Here is a 20421-nt window from a genome sequence, read left to right as displayed (position 1 = left end):
ATGAGAATTTTATATATAGCAACGTCATTTCCAGAACCCAATAAAGGCGCGACAATCTATACCGATTTGGCTGAAGCTCTCAGTGAATCAGGACATGAAATAACAGTGGCTGTTTCAGAACAGGCGAGAAATTCAAGCCAAACGCAGATGAAAAAAGAACGCGGATTTGGTGTTCTTAGAGTTGTAACTGGGAACTATTATGATGTTGGTCTTATAGAAAAAGGAATTACAACTTTAAGAATCCCAACTTTAATGAAAAAAGGGATTTCTAAATATTTAAGTGATATGAACTTTGACTTCATATTATATGAAGCACCTCCAGTAACGAATTCGAGTTTGGTGAGTTGGGCTAAGAAGCATTTTCAGTGTCCTTCATATTTAATGTTAAAAGATATATTCCCTCAGAATGCTATTGATATAGGGATAATGAAAAATAATAGCCCTATATTTAAGTTTTTCAAATATAAAGAGAAAAAATTATATGAGTCGGCAGATATTATTGGTTGCATGTCTGAAGCGAACAAGAAATACATTATTAACCACAATCCCTGGTTAGACGAGAGTAAGATAGAATTATTTCCTAATACAAAAAAAATAACTAATTATATTGAGCCTGTTGCAATAGAAATGAGACAAAAATATTCTATTCCGGAGGATGCGTGTGTATTTCTTTTTGGTGGAAACATGGGAAAACCACAATATGTCGATTTACTAAGTAAGGTAATTATAGATTGTAAGAACGATAAAGATATATTTTTTCTTTTTGTAGGACGAGGTACAGAAAGATATATACTGGAAAATACAATAAAATCTGAATCCATTAACAATGCAAAAGTAATTGAGAATTTACCAAGAGATGAATATGAACAAATTACTAAAGAAAGTGATGTCGGACTTATAATTTTAGATCCGCGATTTACAATTCCGAATTATCCATCAAGAGTATTATCCTATATGGAATATGCAAAACCCGTACTTGCGGCAACCGATAAAGTTACAGATTTAAGAAATTTAATTCAAGATTCTGGATGCGGTGAATGGGTTTGGTCTGGTGATAAAGGAGAAATTGTTGAAGCAATTAGAAGAATGGCTAAGAACCCAGAACTTAAAAATATGGGGAAAAAAGGCAGAAGTTATATTGAAAAAAAATTCGACATTAAAAAGTCTGTTCAAATATTAGAGGAACATTTTAATACAGAAAAGAGGCGGTAGTATGTTTAAAAATAAAACCTTATTAATCACAGGTGGCACAGGATCTTTTGGAAATGCAGTTATGCAAAGATTCTTAGATACAGATATTAAAGAAATTCGTATCTTCTCTCGTGATGAGAAGAAACAAGATGATATGAGGAAACTATATAAAAATGATAAGCTTAAATTTTATATTGGAGATGTAAGAGATCTTGCAAGTGTAAAAAATGCGATGCATGGAGTAGACTATATTTTTCATGCAGCAGCTCTTAAGCAGGTACCTTCTTGTGAGTTTTTCCCTTTAGAGGCAGTAAAGACCAATGTACTTGGTACAGACAACGTTCTTACGGGTGCTATTGAAATGGGTGTAAAAAAGGTTATATGTCTTTCAACAGACAAGGCGGCTTACCCTATTAATGCTATGGGAATATCTAAGGCTATGATGGAGAAGGTATTTGTTGCAAAAGCAAAGACCGTTGATCCTGAAAAAACCCTAATTTGTGGAACCAGATACGGAAATGTAATGGCCTCTAGAGGCTCGGTTATCCCTTTGTTTATTGAACAAATCAAGAGCGGGCAGACCTTAACAGTTACAGATCCAGATATGACGAGATTCTTGATGAGCCTTGAAGAAGCAGTAGAGCTTGTTATATTTGCATTCCAAAATGCGGAAGCGGGAGATATAATGGTTCAAAAATCACCGGCATCTACAGTAGGAGATTTGGCTAAGGCGGTTAAAGAACTCTTTAATGCAGACAATGAGATAAAAGTGATTGGAACACGCCACGGTGAAAAATTGTATGAGACGCTTCTCACAAAGGAAGAACATGTAGTATCAAAAGACATGGGCGGTTTTTATAAAGTACCTGCTGATAAGAGAGATCTTAATTATGATAAATACTTTGTAGAAGGAGATCAAAAGCTATCATCAGAAAATGAGTATAATTCACATAATACAGAGCGCCTTAATATAGAGCAGATTAAAGAAAGACTATTACAGCTTGATTTTGTAAGAGAGCAATTGGAAAGTTGGAATAGATAATGAAAATATTAGTAACAGGATCGAATGGCTTTATTGGTAAAAATCTGATAGCAGAGCTAAAAAATAGAAATTATAACGATATTTATGAATATAACAGAGACACAGATGTCTCACTGCTTCAAGATTATTGCAAGCAAGCTGATTTTGTATTCAACCTTGCAGGAGTAAACCGTCCAGTAGAACAATCAGAGTTCATGGAAGGGAATTTTGGATTTACTTCAGATTTCTTATATATTCTAAAAAAACATAATAATACTTGCCCAGTTATGATTTCATCATCAACTCAAGCTGGATTAAAAAATCCATACGGTGAAAGCAAAAAAGCAGGAGAAGATTTGCTGTTTAATTATGGTAAAGAGACAGGAGCAAAGGTTCTTGTCTACAGATTTCCTAATGTATTTGGAAAGTGGTGCAAGCCAAATTATAACAGCGCTATCGCAACTTTTTGTCATAACATAGCACACGATTTGCCTATTCAGGTAAATGACAGAAGTGCAGTGATGAACCTTCTCTATATAGATGATTTAGTAGCAGAACTCATCAATGCCCTTGAGGGAAAAGAAAATAAAGCAGAATCATTTTGTGAAGTTTCAACAGTACATACTATAACACTTGGTGAAATAGTAGATTTGATTTACTCATTTAAAAAAAGCAGAGAAGACAAGTCAGTTCCAAATATGTCTGATTCATTTACAAAGAAACTATACAGCACATATTTAAGTTATCTGCCAGAAGATAAATTCAGTTATGAGCTTAAAATGAATATAGACCAGAGGGGTTCTTTTACAGAGTTTATAAAGACTCCTGATAGGGGTCAGGTTTCAGTAAATATTTCTAAACCAGGAATCACAAAGGGAAACCACTGGCACCATACCAAAAATGAGAAGTTTTTAGTTGTAAGCGGTAAAGGTGTAATCCGTTTCAGAAAAATAGGTTCAAATGAAATAATCGAGTATTTTGTAAATGGGGATAAAATGGAAGTTGTGGATATACCAACAGGTTATACTCATAACATAGAAAACCTTGGCGATACAGATATGGTTACTATAATGTGGGCCAATGAAGCCTTTGACCCAAGTAAACCTGACACTTATTTTTTGGAGGTATAATTGATGAAGAAATTAAAAGTTATGACAGTTGTTGGTACAAGACCAGAGATTATTAGACTGTCAGCTGTTATAAATAAATTAGAAGAATCAGAAGCAATAGACCATATAATAGTTCATACAGGACAGAACTATGATTATGAGCTTAATGAAGTGTTTTTTAAAGACTTCAAATTAAAAAAACCAGACTATTTTTTAAATGCGGCGACAGGCAGTGCAGTAGAAACAATAGGTAATATTCTTGTTAAAATTGATCCAATTCTCGAGGAAGTAAATCCAGATGCATTTCTTGTATTAGGCGATACAAATAGTTGCCTTTGTGCAATTGCAGCCAAAAGAAGACACGTTCCAATCTTCCATATGGAAGCAGGAAACAGATGTTTTGATCAGAGAGTTCCGGAAGAAACTAATAGAAAGATTGTAGATCATACAGCAGATATTAACCTGACATATAGCGACATTGCTAGAGAGTATCTTCTAAGAGAAGGCCTGCCAGCTGATAGAATTATAAAAACTGGGAGCCCAATGTTTGAAGTTCTTAATTCTAGAAAAGAAGACATTGAGAAGTCAGATGTACTTGAAAGGTTAGGACTTGAAGTAGAGAAGTACTTTCTTGTATCAGCTCATAGAGAAGAAAATATCAGCTCTGAACAGAATTTCACGGATTTAGTAGATAGCTTAAATAAGATTGCTGAAAAATATCAGATGCCATTAATATTAAGTGCACATCCAAGAACGAGAAACATGATTGAAGCTAAAGGAATCGAGTTTAATCCATTGGTGAAAATAATGAAGCCTCTTGGATTTAATGATTATGTGAAACTTCAGAAGTATGCAAAAGCTGTTTTGAGTGATAGTGGAACAATAAGTGAGGAGTCATCAATTCTCGGATTTAAGGCACTAAACATAAGACAAGCACATGAGAGACCAGAAGCAATGGAAGAGGCTTCAGTAATGATGGTAGGACTTAAGAAAGAAAGGATTCTACAAGGATTAGAAGTGTTAGAAACACAAGAGAGAGATAGACTGAAGTTGGTTGCGGATTATAGTATGCCAAATGTGTCAGATAAAGTGTTGAGAATTATTTTATCATATACAGATTATGTAAATAGAGTGGTTTGGGGGAGATAGCATTTGAACTCATTATTTATACAGGGCAATAAATTTAAATATAATAATACAATTTATGAACTAGATGATATGTTTAGTGATCATGTTTTTGAAGAATGCAACGAGATAGCTGAAAAATACGTTGGTGAAATATGGGTTGTTAATGAAGTTTTTTTAAATCGTGTACAACCATATAAAGCAATAGAAATCTTTCTGTCTGGTCTTGATATAGAAAGCATTGAACTCGAAAATCCTGATAATAACTTGTTACCACTGGTCTTAGATTTCGCAAAGAATAAAGGAATTACAGTAAAAGGGAGCTCAAATTTTTATAAGGTAAAGAATGTGTTCTATGGTCAAATTAATCTAATTCTAACTTCGATTTATTTGATTTTAAAAATGCTAAAAATCCCTCATAAATCAGAAGTCAGCTCTAACAAAGAAAAAATATCTTTGATACGAACTCCTGCATCTAAGAAGAAGCTTAGTTTTTTAAATGATATTGATTTTAGATATGAAGATTTTAATGATAAAAATTCTATTTACAACTGTTTTAGTAAACATAAAAGGATTTACTGGGTTACAAAATCCTGGATAACTTCTTATAAAGAAATGAAAAATTACAGTAAATATATACAAAATATCATTGGGCCTTTTAGCTCAGCGAATGCTTATAAATACTATGGGAAAAGAGTTGTACACACTATTTTATATTCAATAGTTATAGATGTTTTTTTAGCTAATAATGAAGGCAAGAAGTTTTACACAGGTAATAACTTGGATCGATTTGCTTTAATAGAAGAAGCAGCTGCCAAAAAGCACAATATTCATACTCTTTGCATACCTCATGGATTAGAGTATGGATTCAAACTTCCATATTGTTTTATTGGAGATGAGTTCTACACAACCAGCTTTAATGCTTCATTATATCTTAATCAATTGTACGATACCAATAAGTTCATTTACAGGCAGGATATAGCTAAAAATATGTTTTCAGTGAATTATGAGAATAAGAAAAGTGAAAGAGATATTGTTTTCTTTACAGAACCTCGAGAAGTTGAAGTGAATTTTAAAATTATTGAAGGTTTAATTCCTTTACTCAACTCCAAGAATCTCCAATTGTTTGTTAAGCTACATCCAAAAGACAAGAAATCAGATTATGATAAGTATTCAAAAGATATACAGTTGGTAGAAGACTTTAATTCATCCATAAGTAAGAATATATGCATCTCAAGGAAATCTACAATTTTATTAGAAGCTGTCTACAACAATTCAGATGCTGCTGCGATTTTGATTAATAATAAGGATAAAGTAATATTTAATACTTTTCCGTCATTACAAGACAAAAGTATAAAGGCATTCAATTCGATGGACAAATTATTTGAATGGATATTAGAAAAGAAAAAATAAATTAGGAGGCTTAGCCATATGAAAATTATTGGAGTAATACCAGCACGTTATAAATCAAGTAGATTTGAAGGGAAACCATTAGCGGACATCTGTGGAAAACCAATGATTTGGTGGGTTTATCAACAAGCCATTAAAGTTAAAGAATTTGAAGCTGTTTATGTAGCCACCGAAGATGAAAGAATTAAAATTGCCTGTGAAGAACTTGGTGTCAACGTAATAATGACATCTGATGAACATAAAACAGGTACAGATCGTATAGGTGAAGTCGCTAGAAAAATTGAAGCTGACTTATATGTAAATATCCAAGGTGACGAGCCAATGATTGAACCGGAGACAATCATTGAAGCAATCAAGCCATTTTATGGTAATAAAGAACTTCAGGTGTCCAATCTAATGACTATCATAAAGGATCCTGTTGATGTAGTGAATTTTACAGTTCCAAAAGTAATAACGAATAAGGATGGAATTGGAATTTATTTGACAAGAAGTGCTGCGCCTTATCCTAAAGGAAGTATTGATTACTCTTACTATAAGCAAGTTTGTGTTTATGGTTTTAAGCCTGAGGCACTAGAGTTTTATTGTAATAGTCCAAGAGGAAAAGTTGAAAGTATTGAAGATATTGAAATATTAAGATTTATAGAAAGTGGCTATAAAGTTCAATTTATAGAAGTCGATTCAGATACCGTAGCAGTCGATACTCCAAATGATTTGGAAAAGGTAAGAAAAATAATGAAAGAAACGAAAAGAGGGAATATAAATGAATAAAATAAATGTGCTTGACTGCACATTGCGCGATGGCGGATATATTAACCAATGGCAGTTTGGCGAAAAAAATATAAAAAAGATAATTAGCAGTCTTATAGACTCAAAAGTTGATATAGTCGAATGTGGATTCTTAACAGAAAAAAATGAGCGAAATCAAGACTCATCATTGTTTGATAGTATTGAGAGAATTGCACAATATCTTCCGATCCATAGAAAAGATAGCATGACTGTGTGTATGATTAATTATGGGGAATATGATGTTGAGAACTTACCTCAATATGATGGTACCTCAATAGATGGTATAAGAGTTGCCTTTCATAAAAAAGATCTAGATGAAGCATTAAAGATGTGCGAAACAATAATTAGCAAAGGCTACAAGCTATTCATGCAACCAATGGTATCAGTATCATATACCGATGAAGAGTTTATTAACTTAATAAATAGGTCAAATGAGTTAAACCCTTATGCATTTTATATTGTAGATAGTTTTGGAGTGATGAAAAGAAAAGACCTGATGAGATTATACTATTTAGTTGATCATAATCTCTTTAATGATATTTTCGTTGGTTACCATTCTCATAACAATATTCAAATGGCATACTCAAATGCGCAGGCCTTAGTTGATCTTAAAACGAAAAGAAAACTGATAATTGACTCAAGTGTATTTGGCATGGGACGTGGTGCTGGGAATTTGAATACAGAGTTATTTATCGAATATCTTAACGAATTAAATGGCAGCAAGTATAAAATTAAGCCGCTGTTGAAGATAATTGATCAGGTTTTAAGTTCTATTTACGCGAGCAACTTCTGGGGATACTCATTACCTCACTATGTATCTGCTATGAATAACTGTCATCCTAACTATGCTTCTTATTTAGATGACAAAAGCACTTTAACGGTTGAGAACATTAACGAAATTCTTGAAGGGCTTGAAGAGTCTAAGAGAAACAATTTTGATAAGGATTATATTGAAAAGCTTTATGTGCAATATCAGAATAGAGCAATTGCTGATGATAAGGCTAAAAAACAGCTTGCATCCCAAATTAAGAATAAAACTGTTGTCATTATTGCACCCGGAAGTAGTATTAACGAAGAAAAAGAAAAAATTTCTGATGTGATATCTGACGAAAATCATCATACTATTGCTATCAACTTTAAGCCAGAGAAGTTTGAATGTAATTATGTTTTTGTTAGTAATCTAAGGCGTTATGAGGACCTCAAGAATAATGATGATTTAAAGCTAATAAAAACATCGAATATTAAGAATGGTAATGTTGAAGGGATTGTAGTTAATTACTCAGATTTACTGAATGATGTAGAAGCTGTTGAGGACAATGCCGGTATGATGCTAATTAAACTTCTAATAGATATTGGAGTAAACAAAATTAAGCTTGCTGGATTAGATGGTTATTCACATGACATTTATGATAACTTTGCTAAAAAAGATATGGCGTTTATTAAAAATGCTACCGTCATGGATGCAATGAATACAGGTATGGAGAAGATGTTAAATCGATTTGCAGAAGTGATTGATATTGAGTTTATTACAACACCGAGATTTGTTAGGTTAGGAGAATCTCAATGAAAGTAATTACTTTTGGTGAAATACTATTAAGATTAGCTCCACAAGGACATAAAAAACTTTTTCAAAATGATATATTTGAGACTTCATTTTGTGGTGCAGAAGCTAATGTAGCTGTGTCGCTTGCGAATTATGGGATTGATTCTTGCTTTGTAACAAAAGTTCCAGATAATGAAGTGGGACAAGCTACAATTAATTCACTGAGATACTTTGGCGTAGATACTACAAAAGTGATTAAGGGTGGAGAGCGTTTAGGACTATACTATTTAGAAAAAGGTGCTAGTCAAAGACCCTCAAAGGTTCTTTATGATAGAGCTTCTTCAGCAATAGCTAACTCAATTGCTAAAGATTTTGATTGGGACCAGATATTTGATGATGTAGAGTGGTTTCACTTTTCAGGTATAAACCCTGCATTAAGTGAAAGCATGTCAAATATATCTTTAGAAGCATGCAAGGCTGCTAAGGATAAAGGCATCACAATAAGTTGTGACCTAAACTACAGAAGCAAGTTATGGACAAAAGATCAAGCAAAAGAAACAATGAGCGGATTAATGAACTATGTAGATGTCTGTATCGGTAATGAAGAGGATGCTGACAATGTATTTGGAATAAGAGCAAACAACACAGATGTTCTAAGTGGTAGTGTGGATCATAAAAGCTACGAAGAAGTTGCAAAGAAAATCAGCAATCAATTTGGATGTAAGTATGTGGCTATTACACTCAGAACAAGCTTATCAGCATCATCAAATAAATGGGCTGGAATGTTGTATTCATCAAATGAAGATAAATATGCTCTTTCAAAAGAATATATGATTGATATAGTAGATAGAGTTGGTAGTGGAGATAGTTTTGCAGCAGGGATTATATATTCATTACTTAATAAAGCTACAGCCCAGGACGCAGTTGAATTTGCAGTAGCTGCCAGTTGCTTAAAACATACTCAAGAAGGGGATTTTAACAGAGTTTCTGTAAATGATGTAAAAGCTCTTGTTGATGGGGATAGTTCTGGAAGAGTAAAAAGATAAAATTAAGTTGAGGAGTTATAAATATGAAAATTGTTCATGTGTGTTTAGCTGGTATTGGTGTTACTGATGGATGGGCGTATCAGGAAAACTTATTAACTAAATATCATAAAAGGTTAGGTCATGAAGTCACAATCATAACTTCTCAATGGGTTAGAGATGATAAGGGTGGACTTAGAATAGATAATCGCAGTGAGTATTATGATGTCAACGGATGTAAGATGTTAAGATTAGCAATAAAGAACAATCACAAACAATCATTTAGGTTTAAAAGATATCAAGGAGTTTATCATACAATATCAGAAGAATCACCAGATATTTTATTTCTACACAATATTCAATTTTTGGATATTTTTAAAATCATAAAGTATATTAAGAAGAATCCTATAACAAAATTGTATATTGATAGCCATACAGATTTCTCTAACAGTGCTTCAAATTGGATTTCAAATAATGTGCTTCATGGAGTAATATGGAGATTTTGTGCAAAAAGCATAGAACCTTACACACGCAAATTTTATGGAGTTCTACCAGCAAGGGTAGATTTCTTGAATAGTGTTTATAGGTTGCCTACAGAAAAAATCGAACTATTGGTTATGGGAGCCGACGATGAAAAAGTTAGTGAAGCATTGGATGACAAGGTAAATATTAAAATACGGAATAGGTTCAGTATTGAAGAAGACGATTTTTTGATTGTTACAGGCGGGAAGATAGATTTGGCAAAAAAGCAGACTATTCTGCTAATGCAAGCTATTAAAGAAATCAAAAATCCGAAAGTAAAATTACTTGTTTTTGGATCAATTGTTGATGAATTAAAAGATAAAGTTACTCAATTGAGTGATGGCGAAAAAATTCAGTATATAGGTTGGGCTAATGAGAAACAAAGTTATGAGCTTTTTGCTTCAGCAGATTTAGTGGTTTTTCCAGGGAGACACTCGGTATATTGGGAATTAGTGGCTGGACTCGGAAAACCTATGATCGTAAAATACTGGGAGGGCACAACTCACATAGATATTGGAGGGAATTGTGAGTTTTTGTATGATGAAAATGTTGAAGAGATTAGAAATAAAATCAATTATTTATTTGAGAATAAAAATGCTTTGGATAAAATGAAAGAAGTAGCATCAAGTTTTGGGCGTGAGAAGTTTTCTTATTACAATATTTCAAAAGAATCATTAAAATAAATAGAATTGCTAAGAAGGGAATTGTATGGATATAAAAACAAGAAAAGAGGATAGCTTAAGCAGATTTGAATTATTCATAATTATGATGATACCATTTGCTAGTTTTTTTGGTGCATTTATAAAGATATCATCTATAGGTTTAAGTAATGTGTATTCAGTGATTCTTTTTGTATTGGTACTGAAGAGATTTTTGAAGAAGAGTTATGCAGGGATTAACTATATAGTGTTTTATTTTATTTTTTTTATATTCTATTCTATAGCTTCTCTTCTCTGGAGTTCTAATCATATAGAAGGTATTAGAATATTAACTTCACTGATAACTGGTATAATTACTATGCTTTATATAGCCTCACTTAATAAAGATGAAGTAATTGTTTTCACTAAGGGAATTAAATATTTTGTGATATTCATTCTTGGAATGGCGGGTTATGAAATGGCCACTGGCAATTATCTCTTTTTTAACAACGAGTTATTTATTTATAGAATTACTGATTTTGGATTAAGGTATCCAGGGGTTGCATTCACAAATCCAAATGACTTGTCTCAATTTCTAATCTTTGGAGGCTCGTTTGTAATAATGTCATTATTTCAAAAAAGAAAAATACTAAAAGGTAGTTTAATATTAATAGCTACTTTTTTTGTAATAGCTAATACTGGTTCGAGACTGGCAATGATATCGACATTAATCGTATTGTTCTTATTCTTTATGAAGGATATAATCTCTTCTAAGATGCGTTCATTATTAATCTCTATTCCCATTATATTAGGTATTATTTCCATTTTTATAATAGTTTTAGAGGTCAATGTTTATGATATAATTGATGAATTTCTTAAAATAGACAGTTCGCAAATGTATTATAGCGCTAGAGATAATCTTTATGGCTCGTTAATTAATACAGGAGTAGATAATTTTCTACATGGTGCTGGGTTAGGGACAAGTTACAACGTTAGTTTTACCGCACCTCATAATATGATTCTTTTTATTTTTTCCGATTATGGTTTTATTTGGACTGCTGGGTTCTTATTTATCATTGTCTATTCACTATTTATTCTTTTCAAGTATAGGAATTTGTTTTTCGAAAAATGTAATTATAACTACTTTACTTTCGCAATTTTATCAATATTTCCAATATTTTCGTCGATTTCCTCTACAAATGAGCAAAGAAAATCAATATGGATACTACTTGGATTAGTTTTTGCGCTTGTAAAACTGTCAAAAAAAGGAGGCAAGAGAAGTGATTGATTTCATTTATAGTAAGTTGTATTCAATGAAAGGAAAGAAAGGATATTTAATAATTTACAGAATTGTAAAATTAATTCTTAATATCTATTATCCCCTACATTCAAAATACTCGAATAGAGAGTATAATTGCAAAAATGAAAACGTAATAATATCGTTAACGACATTTCCTGCTAGAATAAATAAAGTGTGGTTAACAATAGAATCGCTTATGCGACAAACTGTTAGACCGCAAAAAATCATATTATGGCTGGCTGAATCTCAATTTGAATCGAGAGATGAGTTGCCCAAAAGATTATTAGCACTTCAGAAATATGGTTTAGAAATAAAATTTTGTGATGATCTACGCTCTCATAAAAAATATTATTATTCGATGCTACACCATCCTGAAAAAATCATTGTAACTGTGGATGATGATACCTTTTATCCGGAGTCATTACTAGAAAATTTATTGGAGACACATAAAAAATACCCAGAGTCTGTATGCTGCAACTTAGCCCATGCAATAACTTTTAAAGATGGAAAAATTAATAAGTACTCTGAATGGAAATCTGGATCAGATGGAGTAATTGGACCATCTCACAATATTATGCCAATTGGTTGTCAAGGAGTGCTTTATCCTCCTAACTTACTTAATGAAAATTTGTTTGACAAAAATCAGATAAAAGAACTATGCCCTTTAGCTGATGATATTTGGTTAAAAGCAATGGCTACAATTAATAATGTTAGAACAGTTAAAGTTAATAGCAACTCGATTACTTACGTTGATATTATAGCATTCAGAGATGTGTCATTGACAAAAGTCAATGTAGGTCAGAATTTAAATGATAAACAAATTAGAGCAGTTTTAGATAGATATCCAGAAGTTGCAATGAAATGGAGTCAAGAATAAATAATATCTATTTAGTTTAAAGTTCAGGAGAGATTGAAATGAATATAAAAGGAATTAAAAAATTGATAAAGAGTAATGATCAACTATACAAATTATTTATAAATGGTTATAGATTTAAGTATTATTTTTTTAACATAATATTTAGGTTAAAGGCTTTTCTTAGAAAGTATAACATATCAAGTAACGAATATAGGCAATTAGAAAATTTCAAGAATAAACATAAAGGAGAAAGGTGTTTCATCATTTGCACAGGTCCAAGTTTAACGATATCTGATTTAGAAAAATTGAAAGATGAATATACAATAAGCATGAATTCAATATGTCTTGCTTTAGATAATACCGAGTGGAGGCCCACATATTACGGTATTCAAGATGAAGGTGTATACTCTAAGGTGGAAAGCAAACTGAAAGAATTAGGGTTGTCTAGAGTTTTTGTCTCAGATAATATTGCAAAAAAATTTAATGTTAACAAAGAATGGACTAAATATCCTTTAAATAAGTATTATAATGCTTTCGAATATAGATTCAGAAATAGGTATTTTGTGAAATTTAGCAATGATTGTAAAGATGTCGTTTATGATGGTTTTAGTGTGACCTTTTCAATGATTCAACTAGCTATATATCTAGGATTTAATGAAATATATCTATTAGGGTGTGATAATAATTATTCAAATGATATGAGCAAGCAGCACTTTGTTGAATCGGGCCATTATGATTCAAGATATAAAACTGCAGGAGATAGAATGACTGTTGGATATGAAGCAGCAAAAAAATATGCCGACAAAAATGGTATTAAAATAATGAATGCAACTCGAGGTGGATCACTTGAGGTTTTTAAGAGGGTAAGTTTTGATGTGATAATTTAATTAGAGATCCAGTAGAATCATAAAATTCGAAAAGGGGAACCAATTTGAGAAAAAAAGATAATATAATAAAAGCGGGTTCCTTATACTTGTTTGGGAATTTATTCAATAAGGGCGTCGCTTTTTTAACTATACCGATATATACTAGAATATTGAGTTCCGCGGATTATGGCATTATAAATACTTACTCATCTATTGTTGCAATTGCATCTATAGTTTTAGGTATGACTTTTACAAATGGCATACGAGCGGCTTTCACAAAGTATGAAGAAGATATTGATGACTTTATGTCATCAATTACATTCTTTAGTATTTTATACGCTTTAACATTGTCAACATTGATTGTTACTATTATGACATTATTAAATAGTCAGGTTAATATTATACTTGCAATAATCTGTTTAATGCAAGGTTTTGCTTCTGCAATGATTGGTAACTATAGTATGTATTTGATGATGAAATTTAACTATAAACTGAGAACACTTCTATTAATATTGCCAAATTTAATCACTACAATTATCTCAGTATGTGTAATCTATTTTTTATTAGATGAAAATAAGTATCTTGGGAAAATTATTCCAAGTTTTATGGTATTATTGATATTTGCGATTCTAATAGTAATTAGAATCTTCATGAAGAGTAAGGTGATTAAAGTTAAGGAGTATTGGCTATTTGCCTTGAAGGTTTCTGTGCCAATAATTGCACATGGCTTAGCTTTAAATGTCTTAAGCCAGTCAGACAGAATAATGATTACATCACTTGCGAGTTCTTCGCAAACGGGAATATATAGTCTAATATACAATTTCAGTATGATATCAATGGTAATTTCCTTATCTCTTGATGGTGTATGGGTGCCTTGGTTTATTGAAAAATTAAAGTCTGATCTACACGAAACTATCAATAATAAAGTTAAAATCATAATAAACATTATGACTCTATCAACGTTTTCAATCCTTTTTGTAGCCCCGGAAGTGCTGAAAGTTCTTGCGCCGAGCGAATTTTGGGAAGGGAAAACAATAGTACCATTCGTTGTTATTTCAAGTTATATAATATTCATATACACGTTATTTGTTAACATAGAGCATTATCACCTAAAAACTAGAAGAATTGCTTTGAACACAATTGTAGCTGCGTTTGTTAATTTAATTTTGAATTATATCTTTATACCTGAATATGGATATTTTGCAGCGGCTGTTACAACTTTATTTTCATACACTATTTCTTTTGGATTGCACTATAAATATTCACGAAAACTTGAACCTAAGTTATTTCCACTCGGTTTAGTTATGAAACCAATATTGATTCTCCTTGTTGGAAGTGTATTTTATTACATTCTCATCAATAATATTATCATTAGATGGTTTATTATGATCTCTTCAGTAACGATAGTGTTACTAAAGTACAAAGAAGAAATTAACACAATTATTATTAGAAGGAAGTTTGACTAGAAATTTATATATCAATATCAATAGAATAAACAAGGGGGTAAGAATCAATGAAAATAACTATCGCTGGAACAGGCTATGTTGGTCTGTCCAATGCCATACTTTTAGCGCAACATAACGAGGTAATCGCACTAGATATCATCAAAGAAAAAGTTGACATGATTAATAACAAAAAGTCACCGATAGCAGATCCTGAAATTGAAGAGTATTTAGCTACTAAGGACCTTAATTTAACTGCAACAACTGATAACTTTGAAGCATTCAAAGATGCTGAATATGTCATCATTTCTACACCAACAAATTACGATCCAGAAAAGAACTATTTTAATACGAGGACAGTAGAAGCAGTTATAGCAAATGTACTTTCAATTAATCCAGAAGCGGTGATGATTATTAAATCTACAGTGCCGGTTGGATATACTGAATCAATAAAAGAGAAATTTGAAACAGATAACATTATATTTTCACCAGAGTTTTTGAGGGAAGGAAAAGCACTTTATGATAATCTTTATCCATCAAGAATTGTTGTAGGAGAGCAGTCTAAAAGAGCTAAGATATTTGCTGAGCTTCTAGCACAAGGCGCCATTAAAGAGGATATTGATATTCTTTATACTGAGTCAACAGAAGCAGAAGCTATTAAGTTATTTGCCAATACTTACCTTGCTTTAAGAGTAGCGTACTTTAATGAGCTAGATTCATATGCTGAGGTGAGAGGTCTTAATTCACAACAAATTATTGAAGGCGTTGGATTAGATCCTCGTATAGGTAGTCACTATAATAACCCATCATTTGGCTACGGTGGATACTGCTTACCAAAGGATACAAAGCAGTTATTAGCAAACTACTCAGACGTGCCCCAAAACGTGATGTCTGCAATAGTTGATGCTAACCGCACAAGAAAAGACCATATAGCTGATATGATTATTAAAAGACAACCAAAAATTGTCGGTATCTATAGACTGACTATGAAAACTGATTCAGATAACTTCCGTCAGTCTGCTATCCAAGGTGTCATGAAACGTATCAAGGCCAAGGGTATTGAGGTTGTGGTGTTTGAACCTGCACTTCATGAAGATGAATTCTACCATTCAAGAGTAATCAAGGACTTTGATGAGTTTAAGAAAATCTCTGATGTCATTGTAGCAAACAGATTGTCCGATGAGATTAGAGATGTTGTGGACAAGGTCTACACTAGAGACTTATTTAGTAGAGATTAATGGACAAGCCCTAACATCGTTTAGGGCTGTTTCAACATAGAAGGGCTATCAAACTAAGTCTAGATTTGAAAAACGGGGAGGATTGATACTGATGAAAGTACGCAAAGCAGTCATACCAGCAGCTGGCCTTGGAACGAGATTCTTACCAGCTACAAAAGCTATGCCAAAGGAAATGTTACCAATTGTAGATACACCTACAATTCAATATATTATACAAGAAGCAATTGATAGTGGAATTGAAGAGATTCTGATAATTACAGGCAAGAGCAAGAGAGCAATCGAGGACCATTTCGATAGAAATGTTGAATTGGAACTAGAACTTGAGAAAAAAGCCAATGAAGAACTATTGAAGGTGGTTAGAGACATTACAGATTTTGTCGATATCCATTATATTAGACAGAAGGAAGCCAAGGGGTTAGGACATGCTATTTACTGTGCAAAGACCTTTGTAGGCAACGAACCATTTGCAGTTATGCTTGGTGATGATGTTGTATATAATGAGGACACGCCATGTCTTAAGCAGATGATTGATGTTTATGATGAATACCAGACATCCGTGTTAGGTGTTCAAACCGTTAAAGATGAAGATGTGTGTAAATATGGGATAGTTGATGGAGAGCGTGTATCGGATAGAGTTTACACCGTGAAGGGCCTAGTTGAGAAACCTGCGGTAGATGAAGCACCATCTAATGTTGCAATTCTGGGAAGATACATCATCAATCCAGGTATCTTTGATATTTTAGCGAAAACGAAGCCTGGTAAAGGTGGAGAGATTCAGCTGACGGATGCACTGAAAGAGCTGGCACTTAAAGAAGATATGTACGCTTATGACTTCATCGGCAAAAGATACGATGTAGGTAACAAACAAGGATTCCTAGAAGCAACTGTGGAGACAGCTCTTAGAAGAAGTGATTTGAGGGATGATTTCTTACAGTACTTATTGGGAATTGTTGAGAAGGAAGTTGGATCTTTGGCTGAGGTTGCTGCAGGGAAAGTAGAACAAAAGAATCTATTGTTATATTAAAGGAAGGTGAGATTGTGGCATTCAATACTGAAAACAGAAAGATTGCAGATTTATATCAACGACCATGTAGATATGTCATACCAAGATATCAAAGGGAATATGTTTGGAAAGAATCAAACTGGCACGAATTACTAACTGATGTTAAATTCACAATGCAAGCAAAAGATAAAATGAAATGGTCTCACTTCTTAGGTACAATTGTTTTAAATAGCTTCTCAGCAAAGAAAAAGAGCGAAAAAATTGAAGGCATTGTTGACTATGAAATTATTGATGGGCAGCAAAGGATTACAACAGTTTATTTGATGCTTTTGGCCTTATATAAGCAATTCAAGAATATTGATTCTGAAGTTTCAAAGAAAAGAGCAGAATATATATACAGTACATTTATAGTGTCATTATCGGCAGACTCTGAGCAAATTATAATGATTGATAATCCTGAGTTAGATAATGATATCAAAGAGGTTATTGATGCATCAAGAAAAGGAAAATCATTGAGCAGAAGCAATAAAATGTATAATCTGTTTAAGTATTTTTCAGATGAGTTTGAATCCTATGATTTTAGTACTTTGGACACGTTTCTGAATCGTTTACTTGAAATTAATGTTGTCGAGATTATATCTGATCAAGAAGAAGAAATATACAATATTTTTGAAGTTTTAAATGCTCGAGGCCAAAAATTGAAGCAGATAGAATTGTTAAAAAATCACATAATGAAATATATCCAACCTAGACAAGAGGATTTTATAGATGAAGCGAAAGAAAAATGGACTAAAATAATTGAAAACAATAGTCATTTAAGTGATATTGATAATTTGATTAACCATTTTACGAAATGCTACATATAGAAGAATGCAGAAAATGCTAATTCAGTGTATAAACTCATTAAAGAGGAAGTAGCTATAGAGGAACTAGCAGAGTTCCTGGAAGATTTATTTGAGTATTCTGAAGCATACTCATCAATTACAGATACCAATTCTACTGACCCAACTATAGAATATTTTAATATTAAAAGAAATCAGCAAGTTAGGTCAATGCTTGCCGCAATACGTGTACTATATTGCAGAAATATTATTCCTGATACAGTTTATTATGATACTTTCCTGAATCTAAGAAATTTCTTTTTTATTTTCAATGCTACTCAACAAACTAGTAATAGGATTGATAATAATGTCGGTGCCTGTCACTAACTTATCACTAACTTATTAACTTACTGAAGAAGTGAAAAATTACAATATTAAATGTCCGCTTTTATTAAATAAATTCCATTGGTTTCATGAAAAACGGATGCAATTTGAAAACATGTATTTACAACCAACTATTCCAAAAATGTGCGTTTTACGAATAGTTAGATGTTGTTTTTTTTTACAACAGAGATCCTGGCATATTAAACCAGGTATCTCTTATTTTTTTGCAGCTGATTAAATCTTGATAACCCATTTCTTTGTATGTATACGGTGAATTATACGTACTTTAAAATAATCTTCCGGATATGAGATGATATTCTTATTGAATTTGATCAAGCTTTAAAAACTCTAATTTGCGATTTTTTAAAGTTTTTAAAGTTAACTCTAAAAACTTTAGGAGGATTATGCAATGAGTTTAAGCAACACTACTTGCGAATACAGACTTTCTCAGTGGTTTCCAATCGTGAAGACCTTCCGCGAAAACGGTAAGATCATGGTGCAATAAAATGCCGGTGCCTGTCAATAACTTATATTAACTTTGGAAAGAACCATATTTAGAATATCATAAACATAAGCACAGAGAGAATCTGATGGATAAGCTTAAGATGTATTCACCTGATGAACTCGTATATTTATCCAAATAACTTTAGATGGAGAATCGAGAAGGAATCTTACGATAAATAAAAAAACCCACAGAGCTATCATTCGACCGTTCTGCGGGCATTCTCATTCATTAATATTGTCATTTTCCAATAAATTGTTTTCTTTTTATAATATTCCTAGAACCTTTAGTATAAAGCCAATAACAACGATCGCGCCAACTATATAAAAAATTGAACCCATAATTCGTACCCCCTTTTATATCATTAATTTCTAAAGATCCACATTCTACAAGGTAGCTCCAAGACATAATAAATATTTTTATGTTGGAGCCATGAGTGTACATGAAAATGACCTTTGCGCATTAATTCAGTGCCAGTTTATTAACTGAATATCTTTCATTATAATTTATACCCATAAGTCTGTAGACCAAAACCAGCTTTGGTTAATGCTCTTGTTTATGGAATTCAGTGTCGGTGCCGGTCACTAACCTACTCTAAAAGAATATTTAAAAAATATATTTTTGGAATATTGCTAAAATTCACGCCTTCTGATAATATGAAATCAGGAGGTGTTTTTGTTGAGTAGAAAACCTAGATTGGAATATCCTGGTGGGATTTATCATTTGGTAATCAGGTTAGGAATCGTTCCCCTCAAGGATATAATGCACAGGATTAATAATCAGTTTAGCAGAGAATATAATCGAAAAAATAAGCGTACAGGACATGTTTTTGAAAATAGATATAAAGGTATACTTGTAGTAGATGACAAATACTTGCTTTCGTTACTGAGGTATGTTCACCAGAATCCAGTGAGTGCAAATATGTGCAGGAATATTAAAGATTATTTTTGGAGCAGTGATAAATATTATAGACAAAATAACAAAGATGGAATAGTAAATATAGATTTTATCAGTAGTGCCGAGAATAACCCCGCCTCTAAGTCTCCTTGCTCGCTTTAGCGAGAATGAAGGCGGGAGATGAATGGTTGCAAGTGTTACAAGTATAGATAATAGGGGTATAATATTAATATATTAACATTGAGGTGAGGTGAAGAAAATGTTGAAACACAAAGCATACAAATTTAGAATATATCCTACACAAGAACAGGTTGTTCTAATCAACAAAACTATAGGTTGTAGCCGATTTGTGTTTAATTTCTCACTTTCACAGCAAAAAAATGAAGAGGATCTTTGGTATCTCGCGGAAGAAATGTACCAAAGCGGTCAACTTCTATTTAATAAATATAAAAGTAAATTCTTCAATAAATATGATTCAATCAAAGACCTTCCTGAACTAAAAAAACACTATGAATTTTTGAAAGAAGTGGACAGTATAGCACTTCAGGCAAGTATTGAAACCCTTGCCGATGGGTATTCGAGGTACTATAAAAAACAAAATAAGCACCCAAAATTCAAATCCAAGAAAAATCCATTACAATCATACACTACAAAAATGGTTAATGGAAATATAGATGTAAAAGACAACTATATAAAGTTGCCAAAACTGAATATGGTCAAATTTGCAAAGTCTAAGAATATAGAC

The 20421-nt window shown here is 32.3% G+C and carries 18 protein-coding genes; all 18 read left to right on the top strand.

Going from position 1 to position 20421, the window contains the following annotated elements:
• Positions 1–1212 carry a glycosyltransferase family 4 protein gene (locus G558_RS0101855; RefSeq protein ID WP_028828650.1) on the top strand — a complete coding sequence of 404 codons (1212 nt, stop codon included), beginning with the start codon at positions 1–3 and terminating at the stop codon, positions 1210–1212.
• Between the two features lies 1 nt (position 1213).
• Entirely contained in the window at positions 1214–2233 is a 1020-nt protein-coding gene (locus tag G558_RS0101850; protein ID WP_028828649.1) for a polysaccharide biosynthesis protein, read from the top strand.
• Positions 2233–3342 (top strand): capsular polysaccharide biosynthesis protein CapF, encoded by a 1110-nt coding sequence (locus tag G558_RS0101845; RefSeq protein ID WP_028828648.1) that lies wholly within the window; start codon positions 2233–2235, stop codon positions 3340–3342. The genes G558_RS0101850 and G558_RS0101845 overlap by 1 nt, the downstream gene beginning before the upstream one ends.
• A gap of 3 nt (positions 3343–3345) precedes the next feature.
• The gene (wecB, locus tag G558_RS0101840) at positions 3346–4470 is read left to right on the top strand and encodes a non-hydrolyzing UDP-N-acetylglucosamine 2-epimerase (protein WP_028828647.1); all 1125 of its coding nucleotides are present in this window, start codon (positions 3346–3348) and stop codon (positions 4468–4470) included.
• A 3-nt stretch (positions 4471–4473) separates the two neighbouring features.
• Complete coding sequence (locus tag G558_RS0101835; protein WP_028828646.1) at positions 4474–5859, top strand: hypothetical protein; 1386 nt, start codon at positions 4474–4476, stop codon at positions 5857–5859.
• 18 nt (positions 5860–5877) lie between these two features.
• A complete protein-coding gene (gene kdsB, locus G558_RS0101830) occupies positions 5878–6624 on the top strand; it encodes a 3-deoxy-manno-octulosonate cytidylyltransferase (RefSeq protein ID WP_028828645.1) in 747 nt (248 codons plus the stop codon).
• Positions 6617–8209, top strand: coding sequence for an aldolase catalytic domain-containing protein (locus G558_RS0101825; RefSeq protein WP_028828644.1), 1593 nt, complete (start codon positions 6617–6619; stop codon positions 8207–8209). Before kdsB ends, G558_RS0101825 begins: the two co-directional genes overlap by 8 nt.
• Positions 8206–9231 carry a sugar kinase gene (locus tag G558_RS0101820; protein ID WP_330363768.1) on the top strand — a complete coding sequence of 342 codons (1026 nt, stop codon included), beginning with the start codon at positions 8206–8208 and terminating at the stop codon, positions 9229–9231. Before G558_RS0101825 ends, G558_RS0101820 begins: the two co-directional genes overlap by 4 nt.
• Before the next feature lie 23 nt (positions 9232–9254).
• Positions 9255–10412, top strand: coding sequence for a glycosyltransferase family 4 protein (locus tag G558_RS0101815; protein ID WP_028828642.1), 1158 nt, complete (start codon positions 9255–9257; stop codon positions 10410–10412).
• 25 nt (positions 10413–10437) lie between these two features.
• The gene (locus tag G558_RS0101810) at positions 10438–11655 is read left to right on the top strand and encodes an O-antigen ligase family protein (protein ID WP_028828641.1); all 1218 of its coding nucleotides are present in this window, start codon (positions 10438–10440) and stop codon (positions 11653–11655) included.
• Entirely contained in the window at positions 11648–12544 is an 897-nt protein-coding gene (locus tag G558_RS12050; protein WP_051188399.1) for a hypothetical protein, read from the top strand. The genes G558_RS0101810 and G558_RS12050 overlap by 8 nt, the downstream gene beginning before the upstream one ends.
• Before the next feature lie 38 nt (positions 12545–12582).
• The gene (locus G558_RS0101800) at positions 12583–13410 is read left to right on the top strand and encodes a 6-hydroxymethylpterin diphosphokinase MptE-like protein (protein WP_036931383.1); all 828 of its coding nucleotides are present in this window, start codon (positions 12583–12585) and stop codon (positions 13408–13410) included.
• Positions 13411–13454: 44 nt separating this feature from the next.
• Positions 13455–14855 (top strand): lipopolysaccharide biosynthesis protein, encoded by a 1401-nt coding sequence (locus G558_RS12045; protein ID WP_051188398.1) that lies wholly within the window; start codon positions 13455–13457, stop codon positions 14853–14855.
• Positions 14856–14902: 47 nt separating this feature from the next.
• A complete protein-coding gene (locus G558_RS0101790) occupies positions 14903–16069 on the top strand; it encodes a nucleotide sugar dehydrogenase (protein ID WP_028828639.1) in 1167 nt (388 codons plus the stop codon).
• Positions 16070–16160: 91 nt separating this feature from the next.
• Entirely contained in the window at positions 16161–17093 is a 933-nt protein-coding gene (galU, locus tag G558_RS0101785) for a UTP--glucose-1-phosphate uridylyltransferase GalU (protein WP_036931382.1), read from the top strand.
• 14 nt (positions 17094–17107) lie between these two features.
• Positions 17108–17938: a DUF262 domain-containing protein gene (locus G558_RS12040; RefSeq protein ID WP_051188397.1), complete on the top strand. Its 831-nt coding sequence runs from the start codon at positions 17108–17110 to the stop codon at positions 17936–17938.
• A 1516-nt stretch (positions 17939–19454) separates the two neighbouring features.
• The gene (locus G558_RS0101775) at positions 19455–19838 is read left to right on the top strand and encodes a hypothetical protein (RefSeq protein WP_156888490.1); all 384 of its coding nucleotides are present in this window, start codon (positions 19455–19457) and stop codon (positions 19836–19838) included.
• Positions 19839–19935: 97 nt separating this feature from the next.
• A partial coding sequence (locus G558_RS0101770) for a helix-turn-helix domain-containing protein (RefSeq protein ID WP_028828636.1) occupies positions 19936–20421 on the top strand: 486 nt, incomplete at its 3' end.

This window comes from Proteocatella sphenisci DSM 23131 (assembly GCF_000423525.1).
Taxonomy (GTDB): Bacteria; Bacillota; Clostridia; order Peptostreptococcales; family Filifactoraceae; genus Proteocatella; species Proteocatella sphenisci.
The sequence above is the reverse complement of the archived record's forward strand: the minus strand, read 5'-3'. Positions and strand labels throughout refer to the sequence as shown.

Coding starts and splice junctions, on each gene's coding strand:
- G558_RS0101850 (WP_028828649.1), top strand. CDS start 1,214: ATGTTTAAAAATAAAACCTTATTAATCACAGGTGGCACAGGATCTTTT.
- G558_RS0101855 (WP_028828650.1), top strand. CDS start 1: ATGAGAATTTTATATATAGCAACGTCATTTCCAGAACCCAATAAAGGC.
- G558_RS0101810 (WP_028828641.1), top strand. CDS start 10,438: ATGGATATAAAAACAAGAAAAGAGGATAGCTTAAGCAGATTTGAATTA.
- wecB (WP_028828647.1), top strand. CDS start 3,346: ATGAAGAAATTAAAAGTTATGACAGTTGTTGGTACAAGACCAGAGATT.
- galU (WP_036931382.1), top strand. CDS start 16,161: ATGAAAGTACGCAAAGCAGTCATACCAGCAGCTGGCCTTGGAACGAGA.
- G558_RS0101820 (WP_330363768.1), top strand. CDS start 8,206: ATGAAAGTAATTACTTTTGGTGAAATACTATTAAGATTAGCTCCACAA.
- G558_RS0101790 (WP_028828639.1), top strand. CDS start 14,903: ATGAAAATAACTATCGCTGGAACAGGCTATGTTGGTCTGTCCAATGCC.
- G558_RS0101815 (WP_028828642.1), top strand. CDS start 9,255: ATGAAAATTGTTCATGTGTGTTTAGCTGGTATTGGTGTTACTGATGGA.
- kdsB (WP_028828645.1), top strand. CDS start 5,878: ATGAAAATTATTGGAGTAATACCAGCACGTTATAAATCAAGTAGATTT.
- G558_RS0101845 (WP_028828648.1), top strand. CDS start 2,233: ATGAAAATATTAGTAACAGGATCGAATGGCTTTATTGGTAAAAATCTG.
- G558_RS0101825 (WP_028828644.1), top strand. CDS start 6,617: ATGAATAAAATAAATGTGCTTGACTGCACATTGCGCGATGGCGGATAT.
- G558_RS0101800 (WP_036931383.1), top strand. CDS start 12,583: ATGAATATAAAAGGAATTAAAAAATTGATAAAGAGTAATGATCAACTA.